At 67.2% G+C, this 16,342-nt stretch carries 9 protein-coding genes and 3 pseudogenes; 7 read left to right on the forward strand and 5 right to left on the reverse strand.

Translation table 11 applies throughout. From position 1 onward, the window contains the following. Window positions 1-21: 21 nt before the first annotated feature. Window positions 22-1,041: a YeiH family protein gene (locus OL239_RS09750; protein ID WP_268908787.1), complete on the reverse strand. Its 1,020-nt coding sequence runs from the start codon at window positions 1,039-1,041 to the stop codon at window positions 22-24. A 188-nt stretch (window positions 1,042-1,229) separates the two neighbouring features. On the opposite strand from OL239_RS09750, the gene OL239_RS09755 reads away from it, so the two are divergent. Continuing rightward, a complete protein-coding gene (locus OL239_RS09755; protein ID WP_268908788.1) occupies window positions 1,230-2,714 on the forward strand; it encodes a cation-translocating P-type ATPase in 1,485 nt (494 codons plus the stop codon). Window positions 2,715-2,880: 166 nt separating this feature from the next. Then, window positions 2,881-4,034, forward strand: a pseudogene (locus OL239_RS19475) (HAD-IC family P-type ATPase). On the opposite strand, the gene OL239_RS09770 reads toward OL239_RS19475, so the two are convergent. Further along, complete coding sequence (locus tag OL239_RS09770) at window positions 4,006-5,442, reverse strand: SDR family oxidoreductase (RefSeq protein ID WP_268908789.1); 1,437 nt, start codon at window positions 5,440-5,442, stop codon at window positions 4,006-4,008. The pseudogene OL239_RS19475 and the gene OL239_RS09770 sit on opposite strands and share 29 nt — an antisense overlap. 162 nt (window positions 5,443-5,604) lie before the next feature. Next, window positions 5,605-6,915, reverse strand: a pseudogene (gene glgC, locus OL239_RS09775) (glucose-1-phosphate adenylyltransferase); the annotation flags it as partial. A gap of 85 nt (window positions 6,916-7,000) precedes the next feature. On the opposite strand from glgC, the pseudogene glgA reads away from it, so the two are divergent. Then, window positions 7,001-8,202: pseudogene (gene glgA, locus OL239_RS09780) on the forward strand (glycogen synthase). Window positions 8,203-8,356: 154 nt separating this feature from the next. After that, the gene (locus tag OL239_RS09785; RefSeq protein ID WP_268908791.1) at window positions 8,357-9,568 is read left to right on the forward strand and encodes an IS30 family transposase; all 1,212 of its coding nucleotides are present in this window, start codon (window positions 8,357-8,359) and stop codon (window positions 9,566-9,568) included. Window positions 9,569-9,783: 215 nt separating this feature from the next. Here the strand turns inward: OL239_RS09785 and OL239_RS09790 are convergent, their stop codons facing one another. Together OL239_RS09790 and OL239_RS09795 are read right to left on the reverse strand one after the other, a co-directional pair. Further along, window positions 9,784-11,880, reverse strand: coding sequence for an acyl-CoA dehydrogenase family protein (locus tag OL239_RS09790; RefSeq protein WP_268908792.1), 2,097 nt, complete (start codon window positions 11,878-11,880; stop codon window positions 9,784-9,786). A gap of 144 nt (window positions 11,881-12,024) precedes the next feature. Further along, on the reverse strand, window positions 12,025-12,639 hold the full coding sequence (locus tag OL239_RS09795; protein WP_329609177.1) for a TetR/AcrR family transcriptional regulator: 615 nt from the start codon (window positions 12,637-12,639) through the stop codon (window positions 12,025-12,027). 110 nt (window positions 12,640-12,749) lie between these two features. Between OL239_RS09795 and OL239_RS09800 the strand changes: the two genes are divergently transcribed. From OL239_RS09800 to OL239_RS09810, 3 genes are read left to right on the forward strand one after another with little or no spacing between them, the layout of a single operon-like run. Next, window positions 12,750-14,087, forward strand: a complete 1,338-nt coding sequence (locus OL239_RS09800; protein WP_268908793.1) for an acetyl-CoA C-acetyltransferase — start codon at window positions 12,750-12,752, stop codon at window positions 14,085-14,087. 2 nt (window positions 14,088-14,089) lie between these two features. Further along, window positions 14,090-15,430 carry a 3-oxoacyl-ACP reductase gene (locus tag OL239_RS09805; RefSeq protein ID WP_268908794.1) on the forward strand — a complete coding sequence of 447 codons (1,341 nt, stop codon included), beginning with the start codon at window positions 14,090-14,092 and terminating at the stop codon, window positions 15,428-15,430. Beyond that, a complete protein-coding gene (locus OL239_RS09810; protein WP_268908795.1) occupies window positions 15,427-16,326 on the forward strand; it encodes a MaoC/PaaZ C-terminal domain-containing protein in 900 nt (299 codons plus the stop codon). The genes OL239_RS09805 and OL239_RS09810 overlap by 4 nt, the downstream gene beginning before the upstream one ends. Window positions 16,327-16,342: the final 16 nt, after the last annotated feature.

The raw sequence follows: 16,342 nt of genomic DNA on the forward strand, positions 1-16,342 counted from the left end.
CCGGACCCGTCGGGCGCGGCCTTACCGGGTGAGCAGGACCGCGAGCGCCAGTCCCAGGGCACCGATGAGGAACCAGGAGACCAGCGCTGCTGCCAGGGCGCGGGCACCGGAGACAAACAGCATCCGGAAGCGCACTCCCGCGCCGAGGGCAAACAGTGCGGCCGTGAAAAGGACTTCCTGCACCGCGGCGGCGGCCGTGAGCACGCTGTCGGGCAGTACCCCGGTGGTGCGGACGGCGATCAGCGCCAGGAACCCGAGCACGAACAGGGGAACCAGCGGCGGGAGTTTCCCCGGAGCGTCCTGTCCGCGGGCAGTCCTGCGCGCCAACAGTCCGGCGCCGGCAGCCAGGGGGGCCAGGAGCACCACCCGCGCCAGCTTGACGACGACGGCGGCAGCGAGCGCCGCTGTACCGGCGGTCTGCGCCGTGGCGACCACCTGCCCCACGTCGTGGACAGACGCCCCGGCCCAGATCCCGAAGGTTTCGGCCGGCAGGTCCAGGAGCGAAGCCAGCAGCGGCAACGCCCCGATGGCCAGTGTTCCGCAGAGCGTGACCAGCGCGATCGGCACCACGGTGTCCTCGTGGCGCACCCTCCGTGCCGCCGCCATCGCCCCCACGGCGGACACACCGCAGATCGAAAAACCCGACGCGATCAGCAGCGGTTCCTCACCCGGCAGGCGGAAGGCCCGGCACACCCAATACGTCCCGGCAAAGGCCACCGCCACAAGCACCACGATCAGGAGCAGGGCAGGCCCGCCCAGTCCGGCGATGTCGACCAGTGAGACCTTCAGTCCCAGCAGGACGATCCCGGCACGCATCAGGGTTCTGGCGGCCGTTGACAGGCCCGGCTTTAGCGGTCCCGCCACCGCCCGGGATATCCAGGGGAGGTTCCCGGCCAGCAGGCCGAGGACCACCGCTGCGGTGAGCATCGGCAGCCCGGGCAGAAAGCGGTGCAAGAGGTACGCGGGAAGGACGGCCGCAGCGGCGGCGAGCAGGCCGGGCAGCAGCGGCGTGCTCCGTTGGCGCAGAGGGGTGCTGTTCACGGTTCCACCCTGCCCCACACCGGGGGTCCCGCCAAACGGGGGGCGGGCCAAGCGTCCAACATTTTTGCCGGTCCGGAACTGTCCATGGTCATTTCGGTGCTTCCGGCTCCGGGATCCGTACGCGGGGGAGTCCACAGGGAGTGCGCTTGTTACAGTGAGGAACACCCCCTATTCCTGAGGCAGTCCGCATGCAAGTCGATGACCGGCAACCGATCCCCGAACATCCCTGGACGGAAACTCCTGAGCAGACGGCAGCAGAACTGGGAGTAGCCCCGGACACCGGGCTAACTGCGGACCAGGTCCGGCAGCGGTTGAGCAGCTATGGGCCCAATGAGCTTGCGGCCGGCCGGAAAGTGCCGGCCTGGCGAAAAATTGTGGGACTGCTGGCGGACCGGTTGATCCTGGTGCTGATTGCAGCTGCAGTGGTCAGCGCGGTGGTATCCCGCGAGTGGGAGACTCCGGTGGTCATCCTTGCGGTCATTACCCTGAACACGGTCCTCAACTACGTTCAGGAACAGCGGGCGGAAAACAGCTTGGAGGCACTGCGCAGCAGCTCGGTCTCCGTGGCCACTGTGCGCCGCGGAGGCCGAAACGAGGACGTGCCGCGGCCCGAGCTGGTCCCGGGGGACATCGTGCTCCTCGAAGCGGGGGACACTGTGCCCGCGGACGGGCGGCTGATTGAGGCCGTGCGGCTGCAGGTGGCTGAAGCGGCCCTGACCGGGGAATCCCAGCCGGTGAACAAGAACACCGCGGTCCTGGCCGACCCCGGACTTCCGGTGGCCGACCGCACCAACATGCTCTACATGGACACCGACGTCAGCCGCGGCCGCGCGGTGCTCCTGGTGACGGGCACCGGGATGCAGACGCAGATCGGCCGGATCGCTCATCTGCTGGGCTCCACCTTCGAGGAAAAAACCACGCTGCAGCGCAGCATCGACCAGCTGGCGAAGCTGCTGACCTATGTGGCGCTGGTGGTCGTGGCCGTAGTTTTCGTGCTGGGCCTGCTGCGCGGCGACAGCTGGGAGGATCTGTTCCTCACCGCCGTGTCGCTGGCGGTGGCCACCATTCCCGAGGGGCTGACGGCGGTGGTCGCCTTCACCCTGGCAATGGGTGCGTCCCGGCTTGCCGCACGCGGGGCCATTATCAAGCAGCTCTCCGCCGTCGAGACCCTGGGCAGCACCTCGCAGATCTGCACCGACAAGACCGGCACCCTCACCCTGAACGAAATGACGGTCCGGGCTATGTACACCGCGTCCGGCCGCAGCTTTCGCGTGACCGGTTCCGGGTACACCACGGAGGGCGCGGTGCTCAGCGCCGACGGGCGGCCGGCCCCGGCGCTCTCGGTGGCGTACCTCGGCTTTGCCCTGTGCAATGACGCCTCGGTGCGCGGCGGCGTACTCACCGGTGACCCCACCGAGGGGGCGCTGGTGGTGCTGGCGGAGAAGGGCGGGATCGACGCCGAAGGGGCGCGGGCGTCGTATCCGCGCGTTGCGGAGGTGCCCTTCGACTCCGATTACAAGTTCATGGCCACCTTCAACCGCCCCCGGCCGATGAGGATGCAGTTCAGCGCCCGGTGCCCGGCGCCGAACTGTTCTGCTACGTCAAGGGGGCCCCGGGGGTGCTGCTGGAACGGTCCCGTTATATCGCCACCGCCCAGGGACGGCGGTCGCTGACCCCGAGGACCACCGGCGCATCAGCGCGGAGGTCACCGCCCTGGCGGAGCGCGGCCTGCGCACCATGGCCGTAGCAGGGCGGGCGGTGGACGGGCCGCTGCCCGGGGACCCGGATGAACTCCGCGGAAGTGTGGAGGACCTGACCCTGTACGCGGTGGTGGGCATCATGGATCCGCCCCGCAGCGAGGCCGCCGAGGCCATTGCCCGGGCCCACGGGGCGGGGATCAGTGTTCACATGATCACCGGAGACCATCTGGTCACCGCTTCCGCCATTGCCCGCGATTTGGGGATCGGCGGCGAAGCCGTTTCCGGAGACACGCTGGACAGCCTCGACGATGAGCAGCTGAGCCGGCGCGCCCCCGGCTACGGAGTGCTGGCCCGCGTGTCTCCGGAGCACAAGATCCGCATGGTGCGGGCGCTGCAGGCCGACGGCGCCGTGGTCGCCATGACGGGTGACGGGGTTAACGACGCCCCGGCGCTGAAGCGGGCCAACATCGGCATCGCCATGGGCATCACCGGCACCGATGTGTCCAAGGGCGCAGCGAAGATGATCCTCACCGATGACAACTTCGCCACCATCGTCACCGCGGTCCAGGAGGGGCGCGGCATTTACGCCAACATCCTCAAGTTCGTGAGTTTTCAGCTCACCACGGCGTGGGGATTCGTGCTGATCTTCCTGGCCGCCGCGGCTTTCTCGCTGGCCGGGGGAGCGCCCTTCACCGCACTGCAGATCCTGTGGGTGAACATCATCATGGACGGACCGCCCGCCCTGGCCCTGGGCGTTGATCCCGCCGACCCGGACCTGATGAAACAGCCGCCGAGGCCGGCGCGGGAACCCTGCTGACCGGCAGGCGGATCCTGCGGATCCTGGCCATGGGCATTGTGATGGCTGCGGGAACCTGCGCCGTGCTCTATCTGGCTCCGCAGATGTATCCGGAAAGCGCGGGCGACCCCCGGTTCGCCACCACCCTGGCTTTCACCACCTTCGTGTTCTACCAGGCGTTCAACCTGCTCAACGTCCGTTCGGCGACCGGCAGCGTGTTCTCGCTGCAGACCTTCACCAACCGGGCGATCTGGGTGTCGCTGGCCGCCGTCGTCGTACTGCAGGTCCTCGTGGTGCAGCTGGGCGTGCTGCAGGGACTTTTTGACACCACGGATCTCACCTCGGGCCAGTGGTTCCTGGCGCTCGGCGTGGGGTCCACGGTGCTGTGGGTTTCGGAGATCCGAAAGCTGTCTCCCGTTTCCGGGAACGGAACGGGGCGTCCGGTGCAGCCGCGGCGCAGGTGCCGGCCTACCAGGGGGAGGGCTTGTAGTCCTTGAGGAAGACGCCGTACTGGTCCTCGCCGGCTTCGCCCATGACGATCGGGTCGTAGACGCGGGCCGCTCCGTCGACCAGGTCCAGCGGAGCGTGGAAACCCTCCTCGGCCAGGCGCACCTTGGTGGGATGGGGCCGCTCGTCGGTGATCCAGCCGGTGTCCACGGCGGTCATCAGGATCCCGTCGGTCTCCAGCATTTCCCCGGCACTGGTGCGGGTGAGCATGTTCAGGGACGCTTTGGCCATGTTCGTGTGCGGATGTCCGGGCCCCTTGTAGCGGCGGGAGAACTGCCCCTCCATGGCGGACACGTTCACGATGTACTTGCGGCGGGCTTCGGAAGCCGCCATGGCCGGGCGCAGCCGGTTGACCAACAGGAACGGCGCCGTGACGTTGCACAGCTGAACCTCGAGCATTTCCAGCGGTTCCACCTGGTCCACCACCTGGGTCCAGCTGTTAACGGCGGCCGTGTCCGGAACCAGGCCGCCGGCGTCGATGGCCGTTCCGGCACCCAGTTTCTCCAGTGAGGAGGACCCGGCGGTCAGCGCCAGGGAGGTGACTGCGTCCCCCGCCAGCACCGGATGTTCGGCGATGGAGCCGGCCAGGGCGGTGGGGTGCGCGTTGTGCGTGTGTCCGAACGTCACCAGCTCGGGCATGGGACCGGCCGGCAGCGCCTCGAGTTCGGCGTCGACCAGCGGCTGGTAGGCGTTGGAGCTGCGCCGCACCGTCTGCGCGGCGTTGTTGATCAGGATATCCAGCGGTCCGGCGGCGGCCACGGACTCGGTGAGCGAAATGACCTGGGCCGGGTCACGCAGGTCGATCCCGACCACGCGCAGCCGGTGCAGCCAGTCCGCGGAGTCTTCCATGGCGGCGAAGCGCCGTGCGGCGTCCTTCGGAAAGCGGGTGGTGATGGTGGTGTGCGCGCCGTCGCGCAGCAGCCGCAGGGCGATGTACATGCCAATTTTGGCGCGGCCGCCGGTCAGCAGCGCACGCTTGCCGGTCAGATCGGTCCGGGCGTCACGCTTGGTGTGGCTGAAAGCCGCGCATTCGGGACAGAGCTGGTGGTAGAACGCGTCCACCACGGCGTAGGGCTGCTTGCAGATATAGCAGTTGCGCGGCTTCAGCAGCGTGCCGGCGGAGGGTCCGTGGGCCGAGGACTTCAACTGGGCGCCGCGGGTTTCGTCATCAATGCGGTCGGAGGCCCCGGTGGCCGTGCGGGCGACGACCGCGCGGTCGGCCTCCGCGGCGGCGTCGCGCTTTTCATTCTTCCGGTGCTTCTTCACGGACTTGAACATTTTGGCGGTCGCGCGGCGGACGGCAATGTAATCCGGATGTTCCTCATCCAGTACGTGGATGGTGGACAAAACCCGCAGGCAGGCCTGCAGGTCCTCGGGGCTCAACTCGGGGGTGCTCATGAAAGTCGTTTCTGCTGTGTTTCCCGCCGGCGAAAAACACGGCGGAGGCAAATTTGGTGCCTTCCGACCTTGCAACGAAACGCCGCGGCGCCCGGTATCCCGGGCGCCGCGGCGGAGGAAGATCACAGCGGAGGTTTGCGGGGTCCGCTACACGGGGGCAGCCGCTGCCTCGGGTTCCGGCAGGGTGACCTTCTGTCCCTTGCTGAGCACCGTCAGCCCCGAGGCCGTCACGGTGAATCCGCGGGCCAGATCAAGGTCCCGGTCCACGCCGATGGTGGCGCCCGGCGGGATCTGGACATTCTTGTCGATGATTGCCCGCCGGATGACCGCCCCGGCACCCACATGGATGCCGTCCAGCAGCACGGAATCGGAGACCACCGCGCCTGAGTCCACGTAAACATCCGGTGCCAGCACCGAGCCGGTGACGGTACCGCCCGAAATGACGACGCCGTTCGAAACGATCGAGTCAAGCGCCGTGCCGGGCTGGTCGGCGGCGCTGCGGACGAACTTTGCGGGCGGAGAGATGCTCTGGCGCGTGTAGATGGGCCACTGCAGGTTGTACAGGTTGAACGCCGGCAGCGGGGAAATGAGGTCCATGTTGGCGTCGTAATACGAGTCCAGGGTGCCGACGTCGCGCCAGTACTGGTGGTCGCTGCCGGTGGCCCCGGGGATCACGTTGTGCGAGAAGTCGTAGACGGCTGCGTCATTGCGGTCCACGAAGTAGGGGATGATGTCCCCTCCCATGTCGTGCTTGGTGATCAGCCGCTCGGCGTCGACCTTCAGGGCCTCCACCAGGGCGTCGGTGTTGAACACATAGTTGCCCATGGACGCCAGGAACATGTCCGGGTCATCGGGCAGCCCGGGCGTGGTGGCGGGCTTTTCAACAAAGGCGCCGATGCGGCCGGGATTTTCCGGGTCTGTTTCAATGACGCCGAACTGGTCCGCCAGGTGCAGCGGCTGGCGGACCGCGGCAACCGACACGGAAGCGCCGGACGCGATGTGGGCCTCCACCATCTGCGAAAAGTCCATCCGGTACACGTGGTCGGCGCCAATGACCACCACGATGTCGGGGCGGGCGTCGTCGATCAGATTCATGGACTGGTAGATCGCATTGGCGCTGCCCAGGAACCAGCTCTTGCCCACCCGCTGCTGGGCGGGAACGGACGCGACGTAGTTCTGCAGCTGCGTGGACATGCGCCACGTTTCGGAGATGTGCCGGTCGAGGCTGTGGGACTTGTACTGCGTCAGGACCACTATCTGCAGGTATCCCGAATTCACCAGGTTGGATAAGGCAAAGTCGATGAGCCGGTAACGTCCGGCAAATGGAACGGCAGGTTTTGCACGGTCCGCTGTCAGCGGCATGAGGCGTTTGCCTTCTCCGCCTGCAAGGACAACGGCCAGGACCTTCTTTGGCGCCATTTTGTGTTTCCCCTGTTTCCGCTTCTTGTCTAACGATGCTTGCTGAGCGCTCATTTCTACGGCGGAGCAAGCCGCACAGTAATAAGTCTACTGTTCTTCACACTAGATCACCGAAGCGCCCGTGCACTACGTTGGTTTAGTGCGAGTAGATATTGTGTCAAAGGAATTCCCGCCGGAAATTTACGGCGGAGCAGGCGTTCATGTAGCCGAACTGAGCCGGGTGCTGGCCTCGGAGGTGGACCTGCGCGTCCACTGTTTCGGCGCCCCCGGCCGGCGGATTACCACGGCGCTTTGGTCAGTACCTACGCGGTGCCCGCGGAACTGGACGACGCCAATCCGGCAGTCCAGACGCTCGGCACCGATCTGGAGATCCTCCGCGGCCTGGACGGCGCCGACCTTGTGCATTCGCACACCTGGTATGCCAACATGGCCGGCCACCTCGGTTCGCTGCTGTACGGGATTCCCCACGTGCTCAGTGCGCACAGCCTGGAGCCGCTGCGGCCGTGGAAAGCCGAGCAGCTCGGCGGCGGCTACGCCCTGTCATCGTGGGTGGAAAAAACGGCGTACGACGCCGCGGCCGCCATCATCGCGGTGTCCGAAGGCATGCGGCAGGACATTCTGCGCAGTTACCCCGAAGTCGATCCGGCCAAGGTCCGGGTGGTGCACAACGGCATCGACGTGGACCTGTGGCAACCCGACAATGACCCCGGGGGAATCAGCGCCCTGGGGATCGACCCGCAGCGGCCCAGCGTCGTCTTCGTCGGCCGCAACACGCGGCAGAAGGGAGTGCCGTATCTGCTGCGGGCGGCGGCGCTGCTGCCTCCGGAGGTGCAGCTCGTGCTGTGCCTCGGTGCCGCGGACACGCCCGAGCTTGCGGCCGAGACCGCCGTCCTGATCGGGGAGCTCCGGGAAAAGCGCAGCGGCGTCGTCGTGATCGAAAGGATGCTGCCCCGGGCGGAACTGATCAAGGTGCTCAGCTCCGCCACGGTCTTTGCCTGCCCGTCCATTTATGAACCGCTGGGCATTGTGAACCTCGAGGCGATGGCGTGCGGAACCGCCGTCGTCGCGTCCGCCACCGGAGGTATTCCCGAGGTGGTGGACTCCGGCGTGACCGGTCTGCTGGTGCCGCTGGAGCAGCTCTCGGACGGTACCGGGACACCACTGGACCCCGGGGCCTTCGTCCGCGACTTCGCCGCAGCGCTGACCGAAGTGGTCTCCGATCCGGACCGTGCCGCCCGGATGGGCCGGGCCGGCCGGACGCGCGCCACGGAGCAGTTCTCCTGGTCATCCATCGCGGCCGCCACGCTCGAGGTGTACCGCTCGGTGCTGCCGGCGGAGTAGGCCGCGGGGCATCCAGGGCCTCGTTCCGGGCGTTTCGCGGCGTCGAGTGTCGGGCTCATGCCGGTTCCCAGCGTCGAGTGTCGGGCTCATGCCGTTTCCCGGTGGGCAGAGTCATATGGTCAGTGCAACGCTCTGAAAATACAGGAGCGATGCGATGCCCAGCGGTTACCCCTTCAGCCAAGATTTCAAGGACCGGTTTTACGACCTGATCTGTTCCGGCGTCTCCCTGACCAGAGCGTGCGAGCTCATGGGCGTGTCAGCGATGGGAGCAAGGAACTGGTGGCGTGATGCTGGTGCAATGAAACTAGTTCAAAGACCCGGTGGTGGCGGACTGGCAAGACCTGGCCCGTCGAATAGACCCGGCGGCCCGGGACGCCGGCTAAACCTGGACGAACGGATCGAGATCATGTGCGGACTGCGGGCCGGTAAAAGCCAAGCCGAGATCGGGCGCATGATTGGCCGGGACAAATCCGTGATCTGCCGGGAAATCAGACGCAACCTCAACGCCAACGGGATCTACCACGCAGGGATGGCGCACTCTCGCGCCCATATCCGCGCCGACCGGCCCAAACCGTTCAAACTCATAGACAACCCGGGACTCTGCACCCAGATCACGCAATGGATGGATCAGGGCTGGAGCCCAAAACTCATTTCGTTGGTCCTGGCCAAGGACTTCCCCGATGATAAGAGCATGCAGGTCAGCCACGAAACGATCTACCAGTGCCTTTACGTTCAAACCCGGGGCCAGCTCCGCAAGGACCTTTACCGCACCCTGAGCCTAAAGCGGGCCCGCCGCAAACCGTTGACCACCGATCACACCACCGGGCGCGGCAAGCTCTTCTCTGACGCGTTCACGATCAGCCAGCGCCCGGCCGAGGCCGAAGACCGGGCAGTGCCGGGGCATTGGGAAGGGGACCTGATCGTCGGAACCGGCTCCCGCTCAGCGATCGGCACGCTGGTGGAACGCTCGACCAGATTCACGATCCTGCTGCACCTTCCCGAACGGCATACCTCCGAAGCGGTCGCGGAGGCCATGATCGCGGCGATGAAGCACCTGCCGGCGGACCTGCTGCGCACGGTGACCTGGGACCGGGGCTCGGAAATGGTCAAGCACAGGCAGATCACTGCAGAGCTCGGGGCGCCGGTCTATTTCTGTGATCCGCATTCGCCTTGGCAACGCGGAACGAACGAGAACACGAACCGATTACTGCGGCACTGGTTCGAGAAGGGTACGGATTTGAGCGTGTATACCAAAGCCGATCTGCGCAAGGTCCAGGACTCCTTGAACCGGCGGCCCCGCCCGACCCTCGGGCTGGCGACACCGGCTCAGAAACTTGCTGAGCTGCTGCAACCTGCAGCAGCCTAAACCCGCGTTGCACTAACCGGTTGACTTAGCCGTGGAAATTCGTGCATCGTCCCGACACTCGGCGGGGGTAAGCGTCACCGTTCCTACACTCGAACAGCCGGCTCCGGCGTGCGAACCGTGTGAGCGACGGGACAGGACCGCCCGAACCGCCGGACGTTCCGGGGCCCGAAAGGCAGCTGCCCCTGGGCCCCCGGCGCACCGTTACCAGGTATCCGCTACTTCTTGGCCCTGGCCGCCTGCTTCTTCCGCTGGATCAGGACCTTCTCATCCACCGGCGCTGCTCCGCTGGCGCGCATCATGCGCTGGTATTCCATGGCCTCGTCCTGGCGGGTCTTTTCGGCACCGGAGGCGACGGACGCCCGCAGATGCTCGGGGCCGTAGCCAAAGGCATCCACCAGATCCAGCGCGTGCGGCCGGATCTTGGCGAGCAGCCGGTTGATGTACGGCCCCAGGGTGCGTGCCCGCTGCGAAGACAGCCGGCCGTGCATCAGGTACCAGGCGAGGTTCTTTTCAATCAGGCACAGGCCGAACAGGTCGCGCAGCCAGGTCATGACCTGTCGGGTGCCCTCGTCTTCGATGCCGTCCAGGGCGCGGGTGAAGGCTTCCCACTGCAGCAGTTCGGCGTGCGCCCGGGCTGCCTCGATCAGGTCATGCTGGTTCTCGTTGAACACGGCGGCGCCCTTGTCCTTGGGCAGCTTGCGGGCCTCGCGCAGGGCACCGGCCACCTCGGCAACCATGGTTCCGACCCGGTCCGTCAGCAGGTCCCGCTGGGTCCTGGGGTCACGGAGGGCAATGGCCGACTTCTTTTCGGAACCGGTGTCCGCAAAGGCCTGGACGATCTGCCGCAGGCCGGTGCGGTGCATGGTCCGGTCGGTGGCCTGCCCGACGGCGTAGCGGGCCAGCACGCCGAAGTCGGCCCCCACGAACTCCTTCGCATAGTCTGCGAGCAGCCGCTTGGCCACCAGCTGCAGCAGGACGGTGTTGTCACCTTCGAACGTGACGTAGATGTCCAGGTCGGCCCGCAGCGCGGTCAGCCGGTTCTCGGCCAGGAAGCCCGCCCCGCCGGTCGCCTCACGGGCTTCCTGCAGGGTGTCCAGGGCATGCCAGGTGGAGAGCGATTTCAGTCCGGCGGCGAGGGTTTCCAGGTCCTGGCGGTCTTCGTCGGTGTCGTGCGCGCCGGAGAAAACGTCGTCGAATTTCTGCAGCAGTTCCTCGTGCGCGAAGGCCGCCGCGTAGGTGGTGGCGAGCCGCGGCAGGAGCCGCCGCTGGTGCTGCTGGTAGTCCATCAGGACTTCTTCGGTGATGTCCGACGCACCGTTGAACTGCCGGCGCTCAGTGCCGTACTGGATGGCGGTCTTCAGGGCGAGTTTGCTGGCTGCCACGGCTGCGCCGTCCAGGGACACCCGGCCCTGCACCAGGGTGCCGATCATGGTGAAGAAGCGCCGGCCGGGGCTTTCGATCGGCGAGGTGTACGTGCCGTCGGCTGCCACGTCGCCGTAGCGGTTGAGCAGGTTGGTGCGGGGAACGCGCACGTTGGAGAAATGCAGTCGGCCGTTGTCGATGCCGTTCAGGCCGCCCTTGATGCCGTCATCCTCGCCGCCGATGCCGGGCAGGAAACCGTTCTCATCGCGCAGGTCGACGTAGAAGGCGTGCACGCCGTGGTCCACGCCCCGGGTGATCAGGTGGGCGAAGACGACGGCGGCCTTCCCGTGGACGGCGGCGTTGCCGATGTAGTCCTTCCAAGCGGCGCGGAAGGGGGTGTTGAGGATGAACTCTTCGGTGCCGGCGTCGTATTCGGCGGTGGTGGCGATGCTGGCCACGTCGGAGCCGTGGCCTGTTTCGGTCATGGCGAAGCAGCCGGGGATTTCCAGGCTCATGATGCCGGGAAGCCACTTCTCGTGGTGTTCGCGCGTGCCCAGGTGCATGACGGCGCCGCCGAAGAGGCCCCACTGGACGCCGGCCTTAATCTGCAGCGAGGGGTCCGCAGTGACCAGTTCCTGGAAGCCCGCGACGTTGCCGCCGTGGCTGTCCTGGCCGCCCACGTACGCGGGGAAGGCGCGGTGCACGGCTTTGCTGTCCACGAGGATCTTCAGCTGCTTCATGACCCGTTCGCGGTGCTCGGTGTGCGTGAGTCCGGCCGGGGTGTGCAGGGCTTCGTTGCCGGCGAGCGCACGGGCCTGAAGGCGGATATCCGCCCACTTGCCCAGCAGCGCGCGGTCGAGCGCGTCAACGTTGACGACGGCGCTGTCATCGTCGCGGACGGAGGTGGCGGCGGGGATCTGGCGTTCCGGTTTGGAGGCTACTTGCGTCATTGCGTGTCCTTCTGGTTGTGGCTGTGGGGAGCGGTGGGTCTAGTGAAGTGGAGGAAAACAGAGGGCCGGGGGAGCGCCGGGGGGATCATTCCGGCCCCGGCCCGTGGCCGATGCCGTCAAAGAGCCATGAGGTGAGCTGCTGCGTCATTTCGGCCTCGGAGGGTTTGTCCGGTCCGGGGGCCGCGGCAAGCCACCCTCGCCGGCGGCTCGGACCATGCCCAGTGCGGCCGTAGGCCAGTAGCCGGCGGCAACCCCCAGCTTCGCGGCCGGGGATCCGCTGTCCAGGTAGGTCCGCACGGCGCGTTCCATCATTCCCGTAATGGCGTCGAAAAATGATGTGAGGCTTTCCGCGAAGCGCGGCTCGGTGCCGGCCGCCGCCTCGCCGGCGGTGACAAAGGCATAGACGTTGGGAGAGGTCTGTGCCATTTGGAGGTAGGCGGACACCATGGCCTGCAGGCCGGCCCGGGGGGACCCTGCGGTGCGGCCCGCCGCGAGGATCTTGTCCTGCATCTGTGCGAGCACAATGTCGCCCATTGCCTGCTGCAGCCCGGCCTTGTCTCCAAAGTACCGGTAGTACACGGACTTCGAGGTGCCGGATGCTGCGGCAATTTCCTCCATCGAGGCCCCGGCCCCCAGGGTGTGGACGGCCCGGCGTGCGGCCTTGATCAGTTCCACGCGGCGCTCGGTGCGGTGGGCCTCCCAGCGCAGAGACCGGCCGTCCGATGATGCTTCGGCCGAAGCGGGGGGAGGCACCGGCATCGACGCGGCGGAGTCTTGAAGAGCTGTGTTCACGATACTCAGCGTATCAGGTACGCTGGGTTGCAGTAACTCCCCTCACATTCTGCAGAACCTCCAAGGAGAACAGAACCATGGCTGCACAGTCACAGGCCGAACCCGCGGCGAGCGGCGGACCCACCCCTGCTCCCGCCGTCCGCAAGGCCGTCGTCATTGGCGGCAACCGCATCCCCTTTGCCCGCTCCGGCGGCAAGTACACGTACAGCTCCAACCAGGACATGCTCACCGCGGCACTCGACGGACTGGTTGCCCGCTTCGGCCTGCAGGGGGAGCGCATCGGCGAAGTAGCCGGCGGCGCCGTCCTGAAGCACTCCCGGGACTTCAACCTCACGCGGGAGGCCGTGCTGGGCTCGGCCCTGTCGCCGGAAACCCCCGCATATGACGTCCAGCAGGCCTGCGCCACCGGCTTGGAAACAGTCGTCAGCCTGGCGAACAAGATCAAGCTCGGCCAGCTCGAATCCGCCGTCGCCGGCGGAGTGGATTCCGCCTCCGACGCCCCCATCGCCGTCAGCGAAGGCCTGCGCCGCGCATTGCTTGACCTGTCCCGGGCCAAGACGGCAAAGCAGAAGCTGGCCGCCGTCGCGAAGATCCGCCCGAAGGACCTGTCGCCAAACGCGCCGTCCACCGGGGAGCCGCGCACCGGACTGTCCATGGGGGAGCACCAGGCCCTGACCACCGCCCAGTGGAAAATTACCCGTGAAGCGCAGGATGAACTGGCCCTGGCCAGCCACCGGAACATGGCAGCGGCCTACGACCGCGGCTTCTTCGACGATTTGGTAACCCCCTACCGCGGGCTGTCCCGCGACGCCAACCTGCGTCCTGACACCACCATGGAGAAGCTCGGCAAGCTGAAGCCCGCATTTGGGCGCAGCCTCGGCGATGAAGCCACCATGACGGCCGGCAACTCCACGCCGCTGACCGACGGCGCGTCCGTGGTGCTGCTGGGCTCGGAAGACTATGCCCGCGAACACGACCTGCCGATGCTCGCCAACATCGTGGACGCCGAAGCCGGCGCCGTCGACTTCGTCCACGGCAAGGACGGGCTGCTCATGGCCCCGGCCTTTGCCGTGCCGCGGCTGCTGGCCCGCAACGGCCTGACGCTGGATGACTTTGATTTCTTCGAAATCCACGAAGCCTTCGCGGGCACCGTCCTTAGTACGCTGGCCGCCTGGGAGGACGATGAATTCTGCCGGACCCGGCTGGGGCTGGAAGGCCCGCTCGGGACCGTGGACCGCTCCAAGCTCAACGTCAATGGTTCCTCGCTTGCCGCGGGCCACCCGTTTGCCGCCACCGGCGGACGGATCGTCGCCTCCCTCGCGAAGATGCTGCACGAGAAGGGATCGGGCCGCGGCCTGATTTCCATCTGCGCGGCCGGCGGCCAGGGCCTCGTTGCGGTCCTCGAGGCGCGCTAATCATGAACGACGCCTACCTGAACCTCGTCAACACCGGCATCACCAAGGAAATCGCGAAAAAGCTCGGCCTGCCCCGTCCCTCCATCCTGCGGCGCTTCGATCCCGCCAAGCCCCTGGTTCCCGGACCTGTGCTGGTCCTGGGCAAGGGCGAAGCGGCGGACGCACTGTCCCAGCTGCTGCTGGGCTGGGACCAGGACGTCCGCCGGCATGCCACGCCCAAGGAGAAGCTGGGTGCCATCCTGGTCGTCCTGGACACGGCCGCGGCTCCCGGGGACCTCGGCGAAGCTACACTGGCCGCGGGCGCTGCCCTGCGGGACCTCGCTCCGGGCGGCCGCGTCGTGACGGTGTCCCGTCCCGCTGCCGAAGCGCAGGAACCCGAAGCAGCGGCGGCACGGCAGGGCGTGGACGGGCTGCTCCGCTCGATCGCCCATGAGCTGCGCGGCGGTGCCACAGCCAACGGCATTGTCCTGGCCAACGGAGTGCAGGCCACGGCTCCCGGCGCGGCGGCGGCGCTGCGGTTCCTCCTTTCAGGAAAGAGCGCGTACGTGAGCGGCCAGTTCATCACCGTGGGTTCCGACGCCGGCACCCTGCCGGCGAACTGGAACACGCCGCTGGCGGGCAAGGTGGCCGTGGTGACCGGCGCTGCCCGGGGAATCGGAGCTGCCATTGCCCGCATCCTGCACCGCGACGGCGCCACCGTAATCGTCGTCGACGTACCGGCCGCCGGTGAGCAGCTGGCCCGGGTCGCCAACGAAATCTCCGGCACCGCCCTGCAGGTGGACATCACCCGCGGGGACGCCGCCGACCGCATCCTCGCCCATGCCGCCGAACGCTACGGACACCTGGACATCGTCATCCACAACGCCGGCATCACCCGCGACAAGCTGCTGGCCAACATGGATGAATCCCGCTGGCAGTCTGTTATCGCCGTGAACATCGCCTCCCAGCTCACGATGAACCGGACGCTGCTCGCCTCGGACACTTTCAGCCCTGAAGGCCGCATTGTTTCGCTGGCCTCGACCAGCGGCATCGCCGGCAACCGCGGGCAGACCAACTACGCTGCCTCCAAGGGTGGGGTGATCGGCATGGTCCGGGCCACGGCGCCGCTGCTGGCTCCGCGCGGAGGCTCCATCAACGCCGTCGCGCCGGGGTTCATCGAAACCGACATGACCGCGGCTATTCCGGCGCTGACCCGGCAGGTGGCCCGCCGCCTGAGCAGCCTGCAGCAGGGCGGCCTGCCCGTCGACGTCGCGGAGACCATCTCGTTCCTGGCCTCCGACGCCGCCGCCGGGGTGAACGGTCAGGTGGTCCGGGTCTGCGGACAGAACATGGTGGGGGCATGACCGATACCCAGCTGAATGAAATCCCCGCACTTGGAAAGCTCTACGTCGGGGCCCTCGGCTCGGCCGCGAAAGCACGGCTTTCCGCCGCGCAGGCGCCACAGACGCTTCCGGCAGCCCGGCACCGGGTAACCGGGGCCAGGGTGGAACTGGAGCGGCTGGCCGACTTCCAGCGGCTCGTGCAGCACAGCGCCTCCGACTACCTGCCCTCCGGCTTCGTGCACACGTTCGCCTTTCCGGTGGCCATGAGCCTCATGTCCCGGGATGACTTTCCACTGCCGCTGCTGGGAATGGTGCATCTTCGCAACAGCGTGGAGCATTTTCGGCCGATCCATTACGCCGAACCGCTGGACGTTACGGCCTGGGCGGAGAACCTGGCCGGGCACCGCGCCGGCACCCAGGTGGAGTTGATCGCCGAGGTCAGCGCCGGCGGCGCCGTTGTCTGGCGCGGGCGCTCCACGTACCTGGCGAAGGGCGTCTTCCTGCCCCGCTTTGACCGTTCCGACGCGCGCGGGCCCCGCCCGGATTTCGTGCCTCCGCCGCCGACGGCGCTGTGGCGGCTGGGGGCGGACGCCGGCCGTAACTACGCCGTGGTGTCCGGGGACTTCAATCCCATCCACCTCAGCCGCCTGTCGGCGAAGGCGCTGGGCATGAAGCGGTCGCTGGCGCACGGCATGTACCTGGCTTCCCGGGTGGTGGCCGACATCGTGCAGAACCGGCAGGAACCGTATGAATGGTCCATCGACTTCGACTCTCCGGTGTTCCTGCCGGCGGCCGTGTCGCTGTCCATTTCCGATACGGAGGGCGATGACGGGTACTCCGGTTCCACGTTCGTGGGCTGGAACCAGCGCTCCCGGCGCCGGCACTTCGCGGGAGCGGTGAAGGCGTTGCCGGCCTAACCCACTGCGGCTGTTA

This window comes from Arthrobacter sp. ATA002 (assembly GCF_026898095.1).
Lineage (GTDB): Bacteria > Actinomycetota > Actinomycetes > Actinomycetales > Micrococcaceae > Arthrobacter_B.

Excerpts from the sequence above, each read along its gene's own strand:
- OL239_RS09805 (WP_268908794.1), top strand. The coding sequence starts at position 14,090 with ATGAACGACGCCTACCTGAACCTCGTCAACACCGGCATCACCAAGGAA.
- OL239_RS09770 (WP_268908789.1), bottom strand. The coding sequence starts at position 5,442 with ATGAGCACCCCCGAGTTGAGCCCCGAGGACCTGCAGGCCTGCCTGCGG.
- OL239_RS09755 (WP_268908788.1), top strand. The coding sequence starts at position 1,230 with ATGCAAGTCGATGACCGGCAACCGATCCCCGAACATCCCTGGACGGAA.
- OL239_RS09795 (WP_329609177.1), bottom strand. The coding sequence starts at position 12,639 with ATGCCGGTGCCTCCCCCCGCTTCGGCCGAAGCATCATCGGACGGCCGG.
- OL239_RS09785 (WP_268908791.1), top strand. The coding sequence starts at position 8,357 with ATGCCCAGCGGTTACCCCTTCAGCCAAGATTTCAAGGACCGGTTTTAC.
- OL239_RS09790 (WP_268908792.1), bottom strand. The coding sequence starts at position 11,880 with ATGACGCAAGTAGCCTCCAAACCGGAACGCCAGATCCCCGCCGCCACC.
- OL239_RS09800 (WP_268908793.1), top strand. The coding sequence starts at position 12,750 with ATGGCTGCACAGTCACAGGCCGAACCCGCGGCGAGCGGCGGACCCACC.
- OL239_RS09810 (WP_268908795.1), top strand. The coding sequence starts at position 15,427 with ATGACCGATACCCAGCTGAATGAAATCCCCGCACTTGGAAAGCTCTAC.